Raw genomic sequence first — 15,312 nt, forward strand, 5'->3', positions numbered from 1 at the left:
GCGGATATTCACTGATTAATTCGCGAAGGGATTCAATATGTATCAAATAGTTGATACATTAATGGCCATGAGCCAGATCCCGGCGAGCGCCATATCCATCGCTTTCGTTGGCGCAGTCATATACCTGTGGTTGCGCTCCGTGGCGCATCGGCGTGAGGCACCGGCTATCGTCCGCGCCCAGTCGCACTCATTCTGGTGCGCATTGATCGCATTCTTCGCTTCGACTTCGTGGGATCTGCCTCAGACGTGGCGCATTCCCATGAACGGGACCGATTCGAGTTCGGTTTTCGCTGCAGCTCTCTCGCCGGGAATCTGGATTCTTCTCGTTTACCTCATTGGCTTGTTCACCTGGCTCAAGGAACTCCAGCCGGTGCGCACCGCCTCACTGGAGGCGCGCACCCTGGCGACGCCGTTCCCGAAGTCCCTGGGGATTTTCGTCGCGCTGTTGCTGCTGGCCGCGGTGGGATTGCTGTGGCCTGCCTCCCGCGTCGAAGGGAGCGTTGGCATCCCAGAGTCGGAAACCACTATGTTCGATTCTGATGGCAGCTACTCCTACACCTCTGCGGGCCCAACCGATGGCCTGCTGCCCGGAAACCAAATGCTCCCGGTCTTCATCGTGGCTCTGGCAGGTATCGTCGTGGCCGCCGGGGTGATTGCAGCAGTGATCCTGAACCGGCGCCCCTTGGCCGGCATCACCGCCGAAGACAACCATGCCTTGCGCACGGTATGGCTCAACCGGTTGCTGCGCAATACCGGTATCGTGCTGCTGGCATTTTGCGTATCGGTGGCCAATTACTCGCAAGGCTATTCAACCGGTGGACCGTACGAGTTATTGAACTATGGCGCCCTTGCGGTGGCTCTTACGCTGTTCTTCTGGGGTCCGCGCACCACATTCTCGGCCCACTCCACCACCAGGGAACGGACCGCCTTCTCGCGCTTGCGAGATCAGCTCTTCGCATTGCAATACACCACGGCTACCCTTGCATTGCTCGCCGTTGCCATCGGCTGGTCATTCCTGCCCGTGGATGAGGAATTCCGGATGCCGACCAATGAACGAACTACGTGGATCCTGGTGCTCTTTGCCGGTGCGGCATTGCTCTACATCGTGCTCAATACGCTGTATCTGGGCTACGCCAGCAAGGTGGCTCGGCAGGCGAGTGCAGCACCAAAGCATCATGCACCCCTGCCCTTGTGGTCCTACATCGCCGCTGGCTTGCTGGTTGCCATCTGCGCTTACCTGCTATTGAATCCACCGCTGGAGACGCTTTGGGGGTTCGCTCCTCCGAACCGGGGACTAGTCATCGGGCTGTTGCTGCTGCTTGCGGCGGCGCATATGGGCTTCATCTGGTCCTGCCGCCGGGCGACTATTCCCTGGGCCGTCTCGCCAGCTGAAGAAATCTGGTATCGGCGGGTTCTGGAGCTGCGGTCGATGCGCGTTGCCACCAGCGCTGTGCTTGCCATGCTGCTGATTGGCTACGGCTTCCCTGCAGGCCTGGGGCTGTTTGCACTTCTGGTCTTCGTTGTCCCAGCGGTGATTTTCCTGGAGCGTCCTGGTACCGCGATGGTGCGTGCACAGCAGCCGACAGCAGCATCATGAGCACGCAAATCAGTGTCGACCTCGCGGCGGCCACTGCACCCTACGAGCAGATCCGCTTGCAGATCGCCTCGCTGATCACCCTGGGAGAATTGCCCGCAGACAGCAAGCTGCCCACCGTGCGCGCACTGGCCACCGACCTCGGCGTTGCTGCCGGAACGGTAGCGCGCGCCTACAAGGAACTGGAAGCCGAAGGTCTGATCACCTCCCGGCGGCGGGCCGGCACAGTGGTCAACGAACGGCTTCGGCCGGTGGATGCCAGCGAAGACCTGCTGGCCGCGGTGGATCACCTCTGGGCGCTGGCAGCCGCCCAGCAGGTCGATGCGGCCACGCTCAAGGCCTTGGTGGCGCGGCGCGAGCGTAAGTAACTTGTCCTTGGAACCGCTTGTGCGTACGCTCTATGGCAGTGACACGGGGTGTCGGAACAACCGACTGAGATGAGACCCGTTGAACCTGATCTAGTTCACGCTAGCGGAGGGATGTCGCATGGCTTTGCATGCAGTTGCCCAAGAATACCGGCAACAATCACCTTTGGTTTTCTGCCTGACCAACACCGTCGTAGCAAATTTCACCGCCAATGTCCTGCTGGCATCCGGCGCGTCCCCGGCCATGACGGATCTGCCCGGAGAGGCCGGCCCCTTCGCAAAGGCGGCTTCCGCCGTCTTGGTGAATCTGGGAACTCCGAGCACCGAGCAGCTGGCCGCCATGGAAGAAGCCGTGCAATCGGCGAGCGCAGCAGGCACCCCGTGGATCCTTGATCCGGTAGCGGTCGGCGCCCTGCCGGTGCGCACGGATTTTGCACGGCACATTGCCAGGCAACGCCCGGCCCTGATTCGCGGCAACGCCTCGGAAATCCTGGCCCTGGCCGGACGGCAATCGGCTTCACGCGGTGTAGATGCCTTGGATGACGTCTCTGCGGCCTTGGCGGCTGGACGCGAGCTGGCCCAGCAGCATGACTGCGTGGTGGCCATTTCCGGCCAGTCCGATGCCATCATCGATGCCACGCGGACAGTCCTGGTGCACACCAACGGCATCGGCTTGACGCGGATCACCGGCGGCGGCTGCGCGTTGGGCGCGTTCTGCGCCGGCATGATTGCGGTCCACGATGACCCGTTCGAGGCCGCCATCGCGGCCCACGGCTTCTACGGGCTGGCCGCTGAAAAGGCCCTGGAAAACAGCACAGGTCCGGGCAGCTTCGCCGTCGCATTCATTGATGCGCTGTCCGCAACCGATCCAGAAGAACTTAAGACTTTGAAGCACGAGGAACTGAACCATGCATGATTACGGAGCCTACCTGGTAGCCAATACTGCCAGTTGCACCCCGCGCAGCACCCTGGAAGTGATCGAAGGCGCCGTCGCCGGAGGAATCCAGTGGATCCAGCTGCGCGCCAAGGATGAAACCGCCCGGGAATTCTTCGAGCTGGCCTGCGCGGCCGCCAAGCTCACCGAGGGCAAGGCCCAGTTGCTGATCAATGACCGCATCGACGTCTACCTCGCGGCGCGGGCTGCCGGTGCAGCCGTGAACGGCATCCATATCGGGCAGAAGGATGTGCCGGTGCAGTTGGCCCGGCAGATCATCGGCGAAGGCGTCATCGGACTGAGCGCTTCCAGCGATGAGCAACTGTCCCAGGCGAACAAGGACGCCGCGGTCATCGACTATCTCGGTGTGGGGGCCGTCCGCGCCACCCCGACGAAGAAGGACCATCCCACTCCCCTGGGCCTCAACGGCTTTGCGCGTGCCACGACGTTGGCCTCGCTGCCCTGCGTGGCAATCGGCGCCATTACCCACGAGGACGCGGCAGCCATCCGTGCCGGCGGCGGAGCGGGCATGGCAGTGGTCCGCGCCATCTGCAATGCAGAGGATCCGCAGCAGGCCAGCGCGCAGCTCGTTTCGGCATGGGAGGCCGCCAAATGAACATCTTGTCCATTGCAGGATCCGATCCTTCCGGTGGCGCCGGAATCCAGGCGGATCTGAAGGCCATTGCCGCCAACGGCGGCTACGGAATGTGCGTGATCACCGCCTTGACCGCGCAGAACACCCATGGGGTGTCCGGGGTGCAGGCGATCAGCGGCGATTTCGTCCTCGCCCAGCTTGAAGCCATCAGCGCGGATATCCGCATCGATGCAATCAAGATCGGGATGCTCGCCAACGCCGAGGTGATCCGCGCAGTCACCGGCTGGCTGGACACCGTGGATGCTCCGGTAGTCCTGGACCCGGTCATGGTGGCCACCAGCGGGGACCGCCTGCTGGATGGCGAAGCGGCGCTCGATTCGCTGCTGGACCGGGCCACGGTGATCACCCCGAACCTGCTGGAACTGGCCAGCCTGCTGCGCGAGCCGGTAGCCGCATCATGGGACGAGGTGCTGCGCCAGGCCCAGCGCCTGGCGGCCAAGCACGAGGCCCTGGTGCTGGCCAAGGGCGGGCATCTGGCCGGGGCGGACTGCCCCGACGCGCTGGTAGCAGCGGACGGGGTGCTCTGCGAGCTGCACGGTGCGCGCCATGCCACCAAGAACACCCACGGCACCGGCTGCACCCTCTCCAGCGCCCTGGCCACCCGCTTCGCGGCCACCGGAGACTGGACCGCCGCGTTGGAGCAGTCCAAGGCGTATCTGTCGGCGGCAATTGCGGCGGCCGACCAGCTGCAGGTGGGCAGCGGGCACGGCCCAGTCAACCACTTCGCCGGGTTCTTCGCCGGCGCTGATCCGATGACCGGCTGGTGGGAGGACATCGCGGGCCTGCGTGCGGGCATCGACGAGCTGGCGTTCATCATGCAGCTGGCCGACGGCAGCCTGGAACGCGAGAAGTTCGAGTACTACCTGGCCCAGGACGCCCTGTACCTGCAGCGCTACGCCCAGGTGCTGGCGCAGGCCAGCGCGCTGGCCCCGGACCTGGATGCGCAGCGCTTCTGGGCCAAGGGCGCCGGGCAGATCCTCGAGGGCGAGCTGCAGCTGCACCGCAGCCACCTGGTGGAAGGGCTGGCGAACCCTTCGGCGACCACGCTGAACTACGTGAACCACCTGTCCTCCTGCACCGGGAGCTATGCGGAGCTGATCGCCGCAATCCTGCCGTGCTACTGGCTCTACCAGGACATCGGCAAGCGGCTGGCGGCGGCCAACCATGCCGGGCACCCCTACGGCGACTGGCTGGAGACCTATTCCTCCCCGGAATTCGACGAGGCCACCGCCCAGGCGATCGAGATGGTGCGCACCGCGTGGACGCTGGCCGACCCGGCGCTGCGCGAGAAAATGCGCCAGGCGTTCCTGCGTTCCAGCGAGCACGAGCTGGCGTTCTTCGCGCAGGCCCACGAGAACCGAGTAGAATTCTCTACGGCCTGAAACCCGCAGGGCCGGGAAGAGGAATCATGAGTTGGAGCATCCACGGCAACGGCAAGACCATCACCGAAGGCGAGGTAGTTGCCCCGGATGAGCGGCTGCATTGGCCGCAGACCGTTTCCATCGGCGCCCAGCACATCCTGGCGATGTTCGGCGCCACCATCCTGGTTCCGACGCTGACCGGATTCCCGGTCACCACCACCTTGCTGTTCACCGGCTTGGCCACCATCATCTTCCTGCTGATGACCAGGAACAAGGTGCCCAGCTACCTGGGTTCCTCCTTTGCCCTGATCGCCCCGGTGGTCGCGACCACCGGGTCGCACAGCATGTCCGGCGCCCTGGGCGGCATCGTGATGACCGGCGTGCTGCTGTTCATCGTCGGGCTGATCGTGCAGAAGACCGGCACCGGCTGGATCCACGCGCTGATGCCGCCAGTGGTCATGGGCACCATTGTTGCGCTGATCGGCCTGAACCTGGCCAGCGCCACCCTGGCCCCGATGAAGGACTTCCCGCTGACCACCTTCCTCACGGTGCTCTTCACCGTGGTGGCCACGGTGGCCTTCAAGGGCCTGCTGGGCCGGCTCTCGATCCTTGTCGGCTTGGTCTGCGGCTACCTGGTGGCGCTGGCCCAGGGCCAGGTGGACTTCTCCAAGGTGGGCGACGCCGCATGGTTCGGCCTGCCCGAGTTCCACACCCCGACCTTCCATTTCGATACCGCGCTGATGTTCCTGCCTGCGGTCTTCGTGCTGATCGCCGAGAATATCGGCCATGTGCGCACCGTGGGCGTGATGACCGGCCGCGACCTGTCGGCGTTCAACGGACGGGCGCTGATGGCTGATGGCGCCGCCAGCGTGCTCGCCGGCTTCGGCGGCGGCTCGGCGACCACCACCTACGCCGAGAACATCGGCGTCATGGCCGCCTCGCGCGTGTACTCCACCGCTGCCTACTGGATCGCCGCGATCGTGGCCATGTCCCTGGCCTTCCTGCCGAAGTTCGGCGCCTTGATCGGCACCATTCCGGTGGGCGTGATCGGCGGCCTGGGCATCGTGCTCTACGGCATGATCGGCATCGTCGGCGCGCGCCTGTGGATCGAGGCCAAGGTGGACTTCGGCAATCCGATCAACCTGATGACCGCCGGCACCGGCCTGATCATCGCGATCGCGGTGACCAGCGAAATCGCTTTCGGCCAGTTCCAGCTCGGCGGCATCGCCCTGGGCTCGATCGCCACGCTGGTGGTCTTCCACCTGATGAGTGCCGTGGCCAAGCTGCGCGGCAACGACTTGGCCGACGCGCAGAAGAGCGCGGAAATCTAGCAAGAAATATTTCGGCAGGCCGGCAGTGCGCGTTAGCGCACTGCCGGCCTGCTTTTTAGCGCAGGAATTCCCCTGCTGGTCAGGCGTGAAGCAAAACGGTTGTTCAGGCCACGCAAAACGTTAAAGTAAGGAATCCTTCCAAATTGTGATTGATCTCCCAAGAAAATTTGGAAAATCTGGATTCTGCGGCGCTCGAATCCGATAGCATGGCACATTGTGACTGCGACAACACCAGACGGAAAACTCTCCGCGCGACTCATCTTCATCGCCCTCGGTGCTGCCTTGGGCGGGTTCGTTTTCGGATATGACTCATCGATCGTCAACGGCACCGTGGACGCCGTCGAGCACGAATTCGGGCTCAACGCGGTAACCATCGGCTTCACCGTTTCCTGCGCCCTGCTCGGCGCGGCACTGGGAGCATGGGTGGCCGGCGTGGTCTCCGAACGCGTGGGACGCGTGCGCACCATGCTCATCGCCTCCATCCTGCTGGCCGCATCGGCCCTAGGCTGCGGCCTGTGCTTCGGCGTGGCCGACCTGATCATCTGGCGCATCGTCGGCGGCATCGGCGTGGGCTTCGCCTCGGTGATCGCCCCTGCCTACATCGCCGAGGTCTCCCCCGCCGCGCACCGCGGACGCCTTGGCACCATGCAGCAGATGGCCATCGTGCTGGGCATCTTCGTGGCCTTTCTGGTCAGCGCGCTGCTGGTCTTCGTGATGGGCTCGGCAGATGCCGTCGGCCTATTCGGCTTGGCCGCCTGGCGCTGGATGTACCTGTCGCTGCTGGTTCCAGCGGCGCTCTACGGCCTGCTCTCGCTGCGGCTTCCGGAATCCCCGCGCTATCTGGTCGAGCGCGGCCGCTATGTCGAGGCAGCTGCCGTGCTGACCCGTGATATGGGCATGAAGGCCGGAGCAGATACCGAGAAGAAGATCGAGGAGATCCGCGCCACCGTGCACATCGAGCGGCGCCAGGCTTTCAAGGACCTGCTGGGACGCTTCGGCTTCCACCCGCTGGTGTGGGTCGGCATCCTGCTCTCGGTCTTCCAGCAGTTCGTCGGCATCAACGTGATCTTCTACTACTCCACCACGCTGTGGAAGTCCGTCGGCTTTGCCGAATCGGACTCCTTCACGATTTCGCTGATCACCTCGGTGACCAACGTGGTGGCAACAATCGTGGCGGTGCTGCTGATCGACGTGCTGGGACGCAAGCTGCTGCTCGCCATCGGCTCGGCCATCATGACCTTGTCGCTGGGCATGATGGCGGTGGCCTTCGCCCAGTCGGTCACCATCGACGGCGCCGTGTCGCTGCCGGGCAGCTGGGGCATTATCGCCCTGGTCTCGGCGAACCTGTTCGTCGTCGGCTTCGGCGCCACCTGGGGTCCGGCCGTATGGGTCTTGCTTGGCGAGATCTTCCCGAACTCGATCCGCGCCATGGCCCTGGGCGTGGCAGCCGCGGCGCAGTGGATCGCCAACTTCGCGGTCTCAACCACCTTCCCCGCGCTGGCCGAGGCTGGCCTGGCACTGGCCTACGGAATCTACGCAGGATTCGCGCTGCTGTCGCTGATCTTCGTGATCTTCCTGGTCAAGGAAACCAAGGGACGCCAGCTGGAGGAGATGACCCTCTAGGCATCCCTGGCGGTGAACCGTGCGCGTCGCGCAGCAGGAGGCGAGAACCCAAACCGGGTTCTTGCCTCCTTTGCATTCCGCGCTGCCTACCAGGCCTTGTTGGGCACCTCCGCGCCGGCCTCCCGTTGCAGCGAGAGGACATGTTCCAGGCTTGGCCTGCCTTCCAGCAGCGGGCCCTGTCCGGCGAGCGCAACGCTGATAGCTTGCCCCGGCTGCAGGTCGACCTGCTGGCCGCGCACCCAGATCGGACGCGAGAATTCGCCATGCAGGGTGAACTCGATGGCTTCGGGGCGCAAGCACACGGAAATCCGCATGCCCCGCCACCCCAGGTTGAAACGCAGGGCCCGGAATCTCTCCGGGAGCCGCGGATCGAAGCGCAGCCGGTCGTCATCGTCGCGCAGCCCGGCAAAGCCGTAGACCAGCGCCGACCAGACACCGCCGGTCGACGCCACGTGCACGCCGTCAGCGGTGTTTCCGTGCAGGTTCTGGAGATCCACGTTCAGCGCATGCTCGAAGTACTCCCAGGCGAGATCCCGGTATCCCACTTCCGCGGCGAGGATCGACTGCACCGTGGCAGAGAGCGTCGAGTCTCCCGTGGTCAGCGGATCGTAGTAGTTGAAGTCGGCGAGCTTCTGCTCATCAGTGAAATCGCTGGACCGCAGCCAGAGCGCCAGCACCGCGTCGGCCTGCTTGATCACCTGGAACCGGTAGATCACCAACGGGTGGTAGTGCAGCAGCAACGGCCGCTTATCCGCACCGGTATTAGCCAGGTCCCAGACTTCGCGGTTCAGGAAGTGCTCGTCCTGCGGGTGGATTCCGACAGCTTCCGAATACGGGATGTGCATGCAGTCGGCAGCCTTGAGCCACAGCGCGAGCTCCTCGTCTTCCAGCGCGTGCCGGCTGGCCAGTTCCGCGTACTCGCGCGGATGCTCCTGGGCCATTTCGGAGAGCAGCTGGGCGCTGCGGCGCAGATTGAAGCGCGCCATGACATTGGTGTAGAGGTTGTCGTTGACCACCGCCGTGTACTCATCGGGCCCGGTAACCCCATGGATGTGGAAGCGCTCGTTGCCCTGCTCGCCGCGCCAGAACCCCAGCGAAGCCCACATGCGCGCAGTGCCCACGAGGATCTCGGCCCCGCCGGCCAGCAGGAATTCGTCGTCCTCCATGACCCCGAGGTACCGGTTGAGCGAATACACCACGTCGGCGTTGATATGGTACTGCGCCGTACCCGCCGGATAATAGGCGCTGGCTTCCTCGCCGTTGATCGTGCGCCAGGGGAAGAGCAGGCCTTCCTCGTTCATGGTCCGCGCCCGCCGGGTCGCTGCCGGAATCATCGAGACCCTGGCGCGCAGCGTATTGCGCGCCCATTGCTGGTTCGTGTAGGTCAAGAACGGCATCACATAGATCTCGGTATCCCAGAAGTAATGCCCGGAATAGCCGTTGCCGCTCACGCCCTTGGCGCTGATGCCCAGTCCGTCGGCCCGGCCGGCGGCCTGGGCGAGCTGGAACAGGTTCCAGCGGATCTTGCGCTGCAGCTCGGGCTCATCGGTATCCACCTGCACATCGCTGCGTTCCCAGTAATCAGCCATGAAGCGGCGCTGGGCGCGGAAGTGCTCATCGATCCCCAACGGCACCAGATGCTCCAAGGCCCGCTCCGAACGCAAGAGCATCTCCTGGGCCGGATGGCGCCGCGAGGAGTGGTAGACCGCGAACTTGGAAACGCGCACGCCTTGCCCGGCGTCCAGCCTGGCGCTGATCACTTCATCCGCGCGGTCATCGCGTACCTTGCGGTCCACGGACAGTTCTGCCTGCGTCCCGCCGGTGGCTGACACCTCGTGCTGGACCATTGCCGCTACCGACATCCCCGATCCGAGGACCTCGTAGGAGATGCCCAGCCGTGGCCCATCGCTGTGGATGCCGGCAGGGTGCAGCGGATTGGCACGGACCGTCTCGCTTTTGCGCGGGTCAACGGGGCCCAAGGCATCGGCTTCCTGCGGGGACGCCACCTGGCGGCTGGAAGGATACCCGATCACCGAGGACTGGATCAGCACCTGGGCCGGGGCATCAAGCAGGCGCACATGCACGTCCTGCAGCGCCAGATGGCGATCGGTGAAGGAGATCATCGAGCGCGCGGTGACGGCAACGCGGTGGCCTTCTGCAGTTCGCCACAGGGTGTGCGCGGTCAGCGTCCCGTCAAGGAAATCCAGGCGCAGTTCGTCACGAACCATCTCGGTGCGGCCGACTTCCAGGGCCTCGTCATTGATGAAGACGCGCATGGTGCGGAAATCTGGGGCGCTGATCATGGTCTGGCCGGTTTCGGCCAGCCCGAAGGCGCTCTCGGCATGGCGTATTTCCCAGGTCTCATGCAGCCCGTTGATGAAGGTGCCGCCGGCCTGCTCCCCTAAGCCCAGTTGCGCCGCCCGCGCGCCAAGGAAGCCATTGCCCAGGGAGAACACCGTGTCCTCGGCGCCGCCGCTTTCGCGCTGGTTCCCGCGCCACAGCGACCAGGAGTCTTCTTCCCAGGCCTTGGCGTCATGCTCGGAGACCAGCTCGGACAGGTCATGGACCACGAAATGGGCGCCGGCGTCCAGCAGGGCCGCCTCGTTGTCTTCACGGGCCACGCCGATGACGCCGAAGCCTCCGGCACGCGCCGCGCTCACCCCGCTGGTGGCGTCCTCGATGACTGCGCATTCCTCCGGACGCCAGCCCAGATCCGCGGCGGCGGCCAGGAACGTGTCCGGGGCCGGCTTGCCTGCAAGCTGGCGTGCAGCGGCTTCCTGCCCGCCCATCACCAGCGGGAAATGGCCAGCCAATCCGGCGGCAGCCAGAACCATCCGCGCATTGCGCGAGGAAGACACCACCGCGACGTCCAGCCCGGCCTCCAGCACCTGCTGCAGGAAGGCCACGGAACCGGCGTAGGGGTCGATCCCGTCGCGTTGCAGCACCTGCGTGAACTTCTCATTCTTCATGTTCCCCAGGGCGCAGATGCTGTCCTCGCCGGGCAGGTCGCTTTCCTCGCCGCGCGGCAACTGGATGCCGCGGGATTCGAGGATGGCGGCCACCGCGTCATAGCGCGGACGGCCGTCAAGCAGGTTGAAGTAGTCCGCGGTCGTGTATGGGGCCACGCCCGGGTGCTTGTCGAAAAAGCCGGTGAAAAGTTCTTCCCACGCCTTGCGATGCAGCAGCGCGGTCGGGGTGATCACGCCATCCAGATCGAAGAGGACGGCCTTGTAATCACGATGTCGGTACTCAGGACGAAAAGCGTTCACAATCGAAATCCTTCGAAAGAGGAGCGTATTACTGGCCGTAGTCCTTACCGTAGCAACTCAACGCGCTTGCTTCGACATACTACGATAAGAATGTGGCTCAGTGGATAGATGCATGGAATAGCGATGACTGGCGTGAGGCTACCGCCGAATGGATCGACGCTGCGTGCGAGGCCTACGGCATCGCGCGCACCGCAGGACCTGACTTCTGGCCTGCCGATCTGCACCAGATCCAGGCAACGGTGCAGACCGATGCCGCCGACCTGATCTTCAGCGCCAACGCTCCGGGGCTGGCCTCCGAGCCGGCTACCACGGTCGTTGCCGGCCAGCTGCTGCCCGACCGCGTGGTGATGCCGTTGGCCATCGACCGGATCGCCGGGTACATGCTCAGCCCGGACTACGGGCACACCCTGGCGGACCTGGGCGATTCGGTGGAGAACTGGGAGCTGGCCATGGCCTCGCTCGGCTCCTTCCAGGTCGCGCTGATGGGCCACGAGGACGAATTCTTCGATTCCGGGGTCACCGTGGTTGACCCGCAGTTCCTGCCCGAGCAGTACGAGCAGGCGCTGATGATGCACGTGTCATTGGACCCCTCCCACCCGCTGTACCTGGATGGTTCCAGCGCGGATAACCTGGTCTCGCATCTGGGTGCGCTGAAGAAGGCCACCGACGCCCTGCATGCCGGTGCGGTGCCGCTGAGCATCGAGCACGGCAACTTCGACTTGTCGCAGGTCGTGGTGCCAAGCGAAACCGGAGAGCACGGCCGCATCCTGAATCTGGGCTCCGCGCATTGGGCGCACCCCTTCTCCTCGCTGAACACCCCGCTGGCCGCGATGTGCGAGGCATGGGATTGCGAAACCGGGGACGAGCGCGTGATGAAGGTGCTCTTCGCGTACCTGGACCAGTTCTCCGCCTACGGCTCGCCCGATGAGCTCTACGACCTGATCAATCCGGCCTGCCTGGTGGCGCCGCTCTCGCAGCATGAGACCTGGCTGCGCCTGCTCTTGGATGCCAGCGACGAACAGCTTCAGGAGCATGCCCCGGCTGTGCTGGGCACCCTGGATATCTCCTAGGGCATAATTCCCAGGCTCGGTTCAGGAGCCGAGAACCCGTACCAGCAAGGCCGCGTCATCGCTCATGATGGCGTCGGCCTTGCGGTCCATCAGCAGCCGCATTGTCGGCTCGTCATCGATGACCCAGACGTGCACCTGGGCGCCGGCGCGGTGGACCGCCTTGATGAAGCGGCGCGTCGCCACCGGCAAGATGCCCTGCTTCAGCGGCACCTGGACTGCCCAGTAGCCTGCCAGCAGCCGTTTCGGAACCCAGCCCAGCAGGTGGGCGCACAGCCAGATGGCAACGATTTCGCGTTGCCCCGGCGAACGCCGGATCGGCGCGGAGAGCAGGTGGCCCACCGCGGCGCTGCGCGCCGAGGAGAAGGATGCCAGGGCAATCTGCCCGTGGGCTTTCCGGCGCTCGATGAGCTCGGCCAGCGGTCCGATCACGTGCTCGTCCTTGACGTCCAGGTTCAGCGTGGCGTGCCCAAAGGCATCAAGCAGCTCGTCAAGCGTGCACAGCGGCTGCCCGCCGGCGCGGACCTCTGCCAGCTGTGCGTCGGTGAAGCCGTTGAAATTCCCGCTGGCGTCGGTGACCCGATCCAGGGTGTGGTCGTGGAAGAGGTAGACGGTGCCATCCGCCGAGGCGTGCACGTCCGATTCGAAGTGGGTGATGCCCAGTTCCGCGGCGCGCTGGAAGGCGAGCAGCGTATTCTCCTCGTTCCCTGTGCGCACCCCTCGGTGCGAAAAGGCGTAGGTCATTTCAGCAGGTCCTCGATGACTTGGGCTACCCCGTCCTCGGCCAGCGAGGGCGCGCGGAATCGGGCGGAGGCCAGCGTGGTGGGGTGCCCGGAGGACATCGCGTAGCCGTGGCCTGCGTATTCGAGCATTTCGATGTCATTGGGCATGTCGCCGAAGGCCATCACCTCGTAGGCGGCAATGCCCAGGCGCTGGCAGTATTCATGCAGCGTGGTGGCCTTGTGGATATCCACATGCGCCATTTCCAGCAGGGACACGTCGAAGGCCGAATGGGTCACCGAAACCAGTTGGGCCAGCTGCGGCCCGGCCGAGGCATAGAACTTGTCGATCGGCAGGTGCGGGGAGCGGGCAAGGAACTTCACGATGCCCTCGGAATCAATGGAGTCGCTGGTCAGATCCAGCACCGCCTGCACGCCGAAGTTGTGGTGGCGGTCGGCGAATCCTTCGCCCAGGTGCAGCCCCTTGGTGGTCTCCGCGGCGAAGGCCGCCTTCGGTTCCAGCTCCAGGATGATTTCGCTCGCCTTGCGCGCGGTGGCCGCGCTGAGCGTGCGCGACCAGATCACTTCGTCCTGCTCCAGGTCGTAGAGCACCGCGCCATTGGAGCAGATGACCTTGCCCATCCCGCCGAAGGCCTCGATGATCGGTGTGAGCCAGCGGAAGGGGCGTCCGGTGACGAAGACAATCTGGATGCCGGACTCGCGGGCCTCGATGAAGGCGCGCTTGGTCCGCTCGGAAATGGTGCCATCCTTGGCGACGATGGTGCCGTCGAGGTCCGAGGCGATCAGCTTGATCATCTACAGCTCCTGGCGGCGCGGCGGGTTCGCCCCTGCACGCTGCACGGTCACAGCGGCGGCCATGGCCGCGAATTCCAGGGCCTGGGACAACTCGCCAATCTGCAGCTGGTTCAGCTTCTCCCGGTTGGCCGCGCCAATCAGTCCGTGCTCGGCCAGCCAGCACAGCAGCGCCGCGGTGAACGTGTCGCCGGCCCCCACAGTATCGGTCACCTCGACCGAGGGAGCAGTGAATTCGGCGTCGCCGGCGCGGACCACTCCCCAGGAGCCGCGCGAGCCTGCGGTGGAAACCACGATCGCCGGACCCATGTCCAGCCAGGCCCGAGCCGAGTCCTGGACAGAGCGCATCGGGTACAGCCACTTCAAATCGATGCCGGAAACCCGCACCACGTCGGCCTGGCCGACGAAGCGCTCGACTTCGGCGACGGTCTGCGCATGGTTGGTCACCAGCGACGGGCGCAGGTTCGGGTCGTAGCTGATGGTGGCGTGGGTGCGCGCCGCCGAGAGCAGCGGGAGCAGCTCTTCGGGGCTGAACAGGGTGGCGATGGAGCCGGTGTGCACCAGCTCGGCGTCCTGGGCCAGCTCCGGACCGATGGTCGGCATCTGCCAGTAGGCATTGAACGCGAAGGCCGCGCCGCCGGCCGGGTCGAGGATGCCGTGGGCGATGACGGTGGCCTGGTCGTCGGCCCCGCCCAGGTAGGCCACGTTGTTCTCCTGCAGGTACTGCTCGATCTTCCGGCCCTTGTCATCGGCGCCCCAGCGGGAGATCAGGGTGCCCGGGTAGCCCAGCCGGGAGAGCGCCACCGCGACGTTCAGCGGGCTGCCCCCGACGAACTCCTGGGCTGGGGCAATGCCGGAGGCCAGGACGTCAACGAGGGCCTCGCCGATCACCGTCGGGTTCATGCTGCTCCTTCAGTAGTGCAGTGGGGACAGGGCCCGCACGCAGGCAGCCCATTGGCTGCTGTGCGGATCGATCCAGGTGTAGTGGTCGCCGTCGAACAGCGAGAAGCTGTGCTCCTGTCCGAGCGCGGCCGCTTTCTGGGCCGCGATGCGGGCAATTCTTGGCGGAACATCGCCATCGTCCCGTCCATGAAAGATTACGACACGGGCAGGCATTGGCCATAATTCCACCGGATTGCAGGCGCCCAGTGGCGCACCGCCGAGCATCTCCTCCACCGCGCTGTCGCTGAGCTTCAGCCGCTGGGCGGTGTCCAGGTCCAGCACCCCGGCCTGGCTGATCACCTGGGAGACCCGCTGGTCGTGGGCGGCCAGCACGCAGGCCAGCTGGGCCCCGGCCGAATGGCCCATCAGCGTGATCGGCCCTTCTTCCTTGACCAGGCCGAGCGCGAGCCGGGCATCGGCCAGCATTTTCGCCGCGCTGCCCGGCCCGCGCCGGTATTCGAGGTTGTAGGCGGGAATTCCGCGGGCAGCGAGATCCTGCGCCAAGGGCACGCCGAGGCTGGCCGTGTACTTCTCGCGCCAGTATCCGCCATGGATGATCATCACCGCTCCGCGGGCGATGATGCGTTCGGGCTCGTAGAACTGGACGTACTGGTCCTGGTGCGCCCCGTAGTGCATGGC

Annotated in this window: 13 protein-coding genes and 1 riboswitch; of the genes, 8 read left to right on the top strand and 5 right to left on the bottom strand. The window is 65.1% G+C overall.

Features of this window, described 5'->3' with window-relative positions:
• Nucleotides 1–67 precede the first annotated feature (67 nt).
• From EKH49_RS10710 to EKH49_RS10740, 7 genes are all read left to right on the top strand, one after another.
• Nucleotides 68–1,597, top strand: coding sequence for a hypothetical protein (locus EKH49_RS10710; protein WP_128470831.1), 1,530 nt, complete (start codon nucleotides 68–70; stop codon nucleotides 1,595–1,597).
• Nucleotides 1,594–1,962 (top strand): GntR family transcriptional regulator, encoded by a 369-nt coding sequence (locus EKH49_RS10715; RefSeq protein WP_128470832.1) that lies wholly within the window; start codon nucleotides 1,594–1,596, stop codon nucleotides 1,960–1,962. The genes EKH49_RS10710 and EKH49_RS10715 overlap by 4 nt, the downstream gene beginning before the upstream one ends.
• A gap of 34 nt (nucleotides 1,963–1,996) precedes the next feature.
• Nucleotides 1,997–2,091, top strand: a riboswitch (TPP riboswitch).
• Nucleotides 2,081–2,875: a hydroxyethylthiazole kinase gene (gene thiM, locus EKH49_RS10720; protein WP_128470833.1), complete on the top strand. Its 795-nt coding sequence runs from the start codon at nucleotides 2,081–2,083 to the stop codon at nucleotides 2,873–2,875. Its footprint overlaps the riboswitch before it by 11 nt.
• Nucleotides 2,868–3,509, top strand: a complete 642-nt coding sequence (gene thiE / locus EKH49_RS10725; protein ID WP_128470834.1) for a thiamine phosphate synthase — start codon at nucleotides 2,868–2,870, stop codon at nucleotides 3,507–3,509. Before thiM ends, thiE begins: the two co-directional genes overlap by 8 nt.
• Nucleotides 3,506–4,930: a bifunctional hydroxymethylpyrimidine kinase/phosphomethylpyrimidine kinase gene (gene thiD, locus EKH49_RS10730; protein WP_128470835.1), complete on the top strand. Its 1,425-nt coding sequence runs from the start codon at nucleotides 3,506–3,508 to the stop codon at nucleotides 4,928–4,930. The genes thiE and thiD overlap by 4 nt, the downstream gene beginning before the upstream one ends.
• A 26-nt stretch (nucleotides 4,931–4,956) precedes the next feature.
• Nucleotides 4,957–6,240: a uracil-xanthine permease family protein gene (locus EKH49_RS10735; protein WP_038992689.1), complete on the top strand. Its 1,284-nt coding sequence runs from the start codon at nucleotides 4,957–4,959 to the stop codon at nucleotides 6,238–6,240.
• Nucleotides 6,241–6,456: 216 nt separating this feature from the next.
• Complete coding sequence (locus EKH49_RS10740; RefSeq protein ID WP_073707205.1) at nucleotides 6,457–7,863, top strand: sugar porter family MFS transporter; 1,407 nt, start codon at nucleotides 6,457–6,459, stop codon at nucleotides 7,861–7,863.
• An 86-nt stretch (nucleotides 7,864–7,949) separates the two neighbouring features.
• Here EKH49_RS10740 and EKH49_RS10745 read toward each other — a convergent pair whose 3' ends face one another.
• Nucleotides 7,950–11,132, bottom strand: coding sequence for an HAD-IA family hydrolase (locus EKH49_RS10745; protein ID WP_128470836.1), 3,183 nt, complete (start codon nucleotides 11,130–11,132; stop codon nucleotides 7,950–7,952).
• A 92-nt stretch (nucleotides 11,133–11,224) separates the two neighbouring features.
• Here EKH49_RS10745 and EKH49_RS10750 point away from each other — a divergent pair, with 92 nt between their 5' ends.
• On the top strand, nucleotides 11,225–12,202 hold the full coding sequence (locus tag EKH49_RS10750; RefSeq protein ID WP_128470837.1) for a hypothetical protein: 978 nt from the start codon (nucleotides 11,225–11,227) through the stop codon (nucleotides 12,200–12,202).
• 21 nt (nucleotides 12,203–12,223) lie between these two features.
• On the opposite strand, the gene EKH49_RS10755 is transcribed toward EKH49_RS10750, so the two are convergent.
• The 4 genes from EKH49_RS10755 to EKH49_RS10770 are packed head-to-tail and all read right to left on the bottom strand — an operon-like array spanning nucleotide 12,224 to nucleotide 15,309.
• Nucleotides 12,224–12,943, bottom strand: coding sequence for a glycerophosphodiester phosphodiesterase family protein (locus EKH49_RS10755; protein ID WP_128470838.1), 720 nt, complete (start codon nucleotides 12,941–12,943; stop codon nucleotides 12,224–12,226).
• The gene (locus EKH49_RS10760) at nucleotides 12,940–13,734 is read right to left on the bottom strand and encodes an HAD family hydrolase (protein WP_128470839.1); all 795 of its coding nucleotides are present in this window, start codon (nucleotides 13,732–13,734) and stop codon (nucleotides 12,940–12,942) included. Before EKH49_RS10760 ends, EKH49_RS10755 begins: the two co-directional genes overlap by 4 nt.
• Nucleotides 13,735–14,634, bottom strand: coding sequence for a PfkB family carbohydrate kinase (locus EKH49_RS10765; protein ID WP_038992695.1), 900 nt, complete (start codon nucleotides 14,632–14,634; stop codon nucleotides 13,735–13,737).
• 9 nt (nucleotides 14,635–14,643) lie between these two features.
• Entirely contained in the window at nucleotides 14,644–15,309 is a 666-nt protein-coding gene (locus tag EKH49_RS10770; protein WP_128470840.1) for an alpha/beta hydrolase, read from the bottom strand.
• Nucleotides 15,310–15,312 lie beyond the last annotated feature (3 nt).

Source organism: Glutamicibacter sp. HZAU, from assembly GCF_004100365.1.
Lineage (GTDB): Bacteria > Actinomycetota > Actinomycetes > Actinomycetales > Micrococcaceae > Glutamicibacter > Glutamicibacter nicotianae.

What these genes read in the sequence shown, in the direction of transcription:
- EKH49_RS10710 (WP_128470831.1), top strand. Translation starts at nt 68, where the DNA reads ATGAGCCAGATCCCGGCGAGCGCCATATCCATCGCTTTCGTTGGCGCA.
- EKH49_RS10715 (WP_128470832.1), top strand. Translation starts at nt 1,594, where the DNA reads ATGAGCACGCAAATCAGTGTCGACCTCGCGGCGGCCACTGCACCCTAC.
- thiM (WP_128470833.1), top strand. Translation starts at nt 2,081, where the DNA reads ATGGCTTTGCATGCAGTTGCCCAAGAATACCGGCAACAATCACCTTTG.
- thiE (WP_128470834.1), top strand. Translation starts at nt 2,868, where the DNA reads ATGCATGATTACGGAGCCTACCTGGTAGCCAATACTGCCAGTTGCACC.
- thiD (WP_128470835.1), top strand. Translation starts at nt 3,506, where the DNA reads ATGAACATCTTGTCCATTGCAGGATCCGATCCTTCCGGTGGCGCCGGA.
- EKH49_RS10735 (WP_038992689.1), top strand. Translation starts at nt 4,957, where the DNA reads ATGAGTTGGAGCATCCACGGCAACGGCAAGACCATCACCGAAGGCGAG.
- EKH49_RS10755 (WP_128470838.1), bottom strand. Translation starts at nt 12,943, where the DNA reads ATGACCTACGCCTTTTCGCACCGAGGGGTGCGCACAGGGAACGAGGAG.
- EKH49_RS10760 (WP_128470839.1), bottom strand. Translation starts at nt 13,734, where the DNA reads ATGATCAAGCTGATCGCCTCGGACCTCGACGGCACCATCGTCGCCAAG.
- EKH49_RS10765 (WP_038992695.1), bottom strand. Translation starts at nt 14,634, where the DNA reads ATGAACCCGACGGTGATCGGCGAGGCCCTCGTTGACGTCCTGGCCTCC.
- EKH49_RS10770 (WP_128470840.1), bottom strand. Translation starts at nt 15,309, where the DNA reads ATGCACTACGGGGCGCACCAGGACCAGTACGTCCAGTTCTACGAGCCC.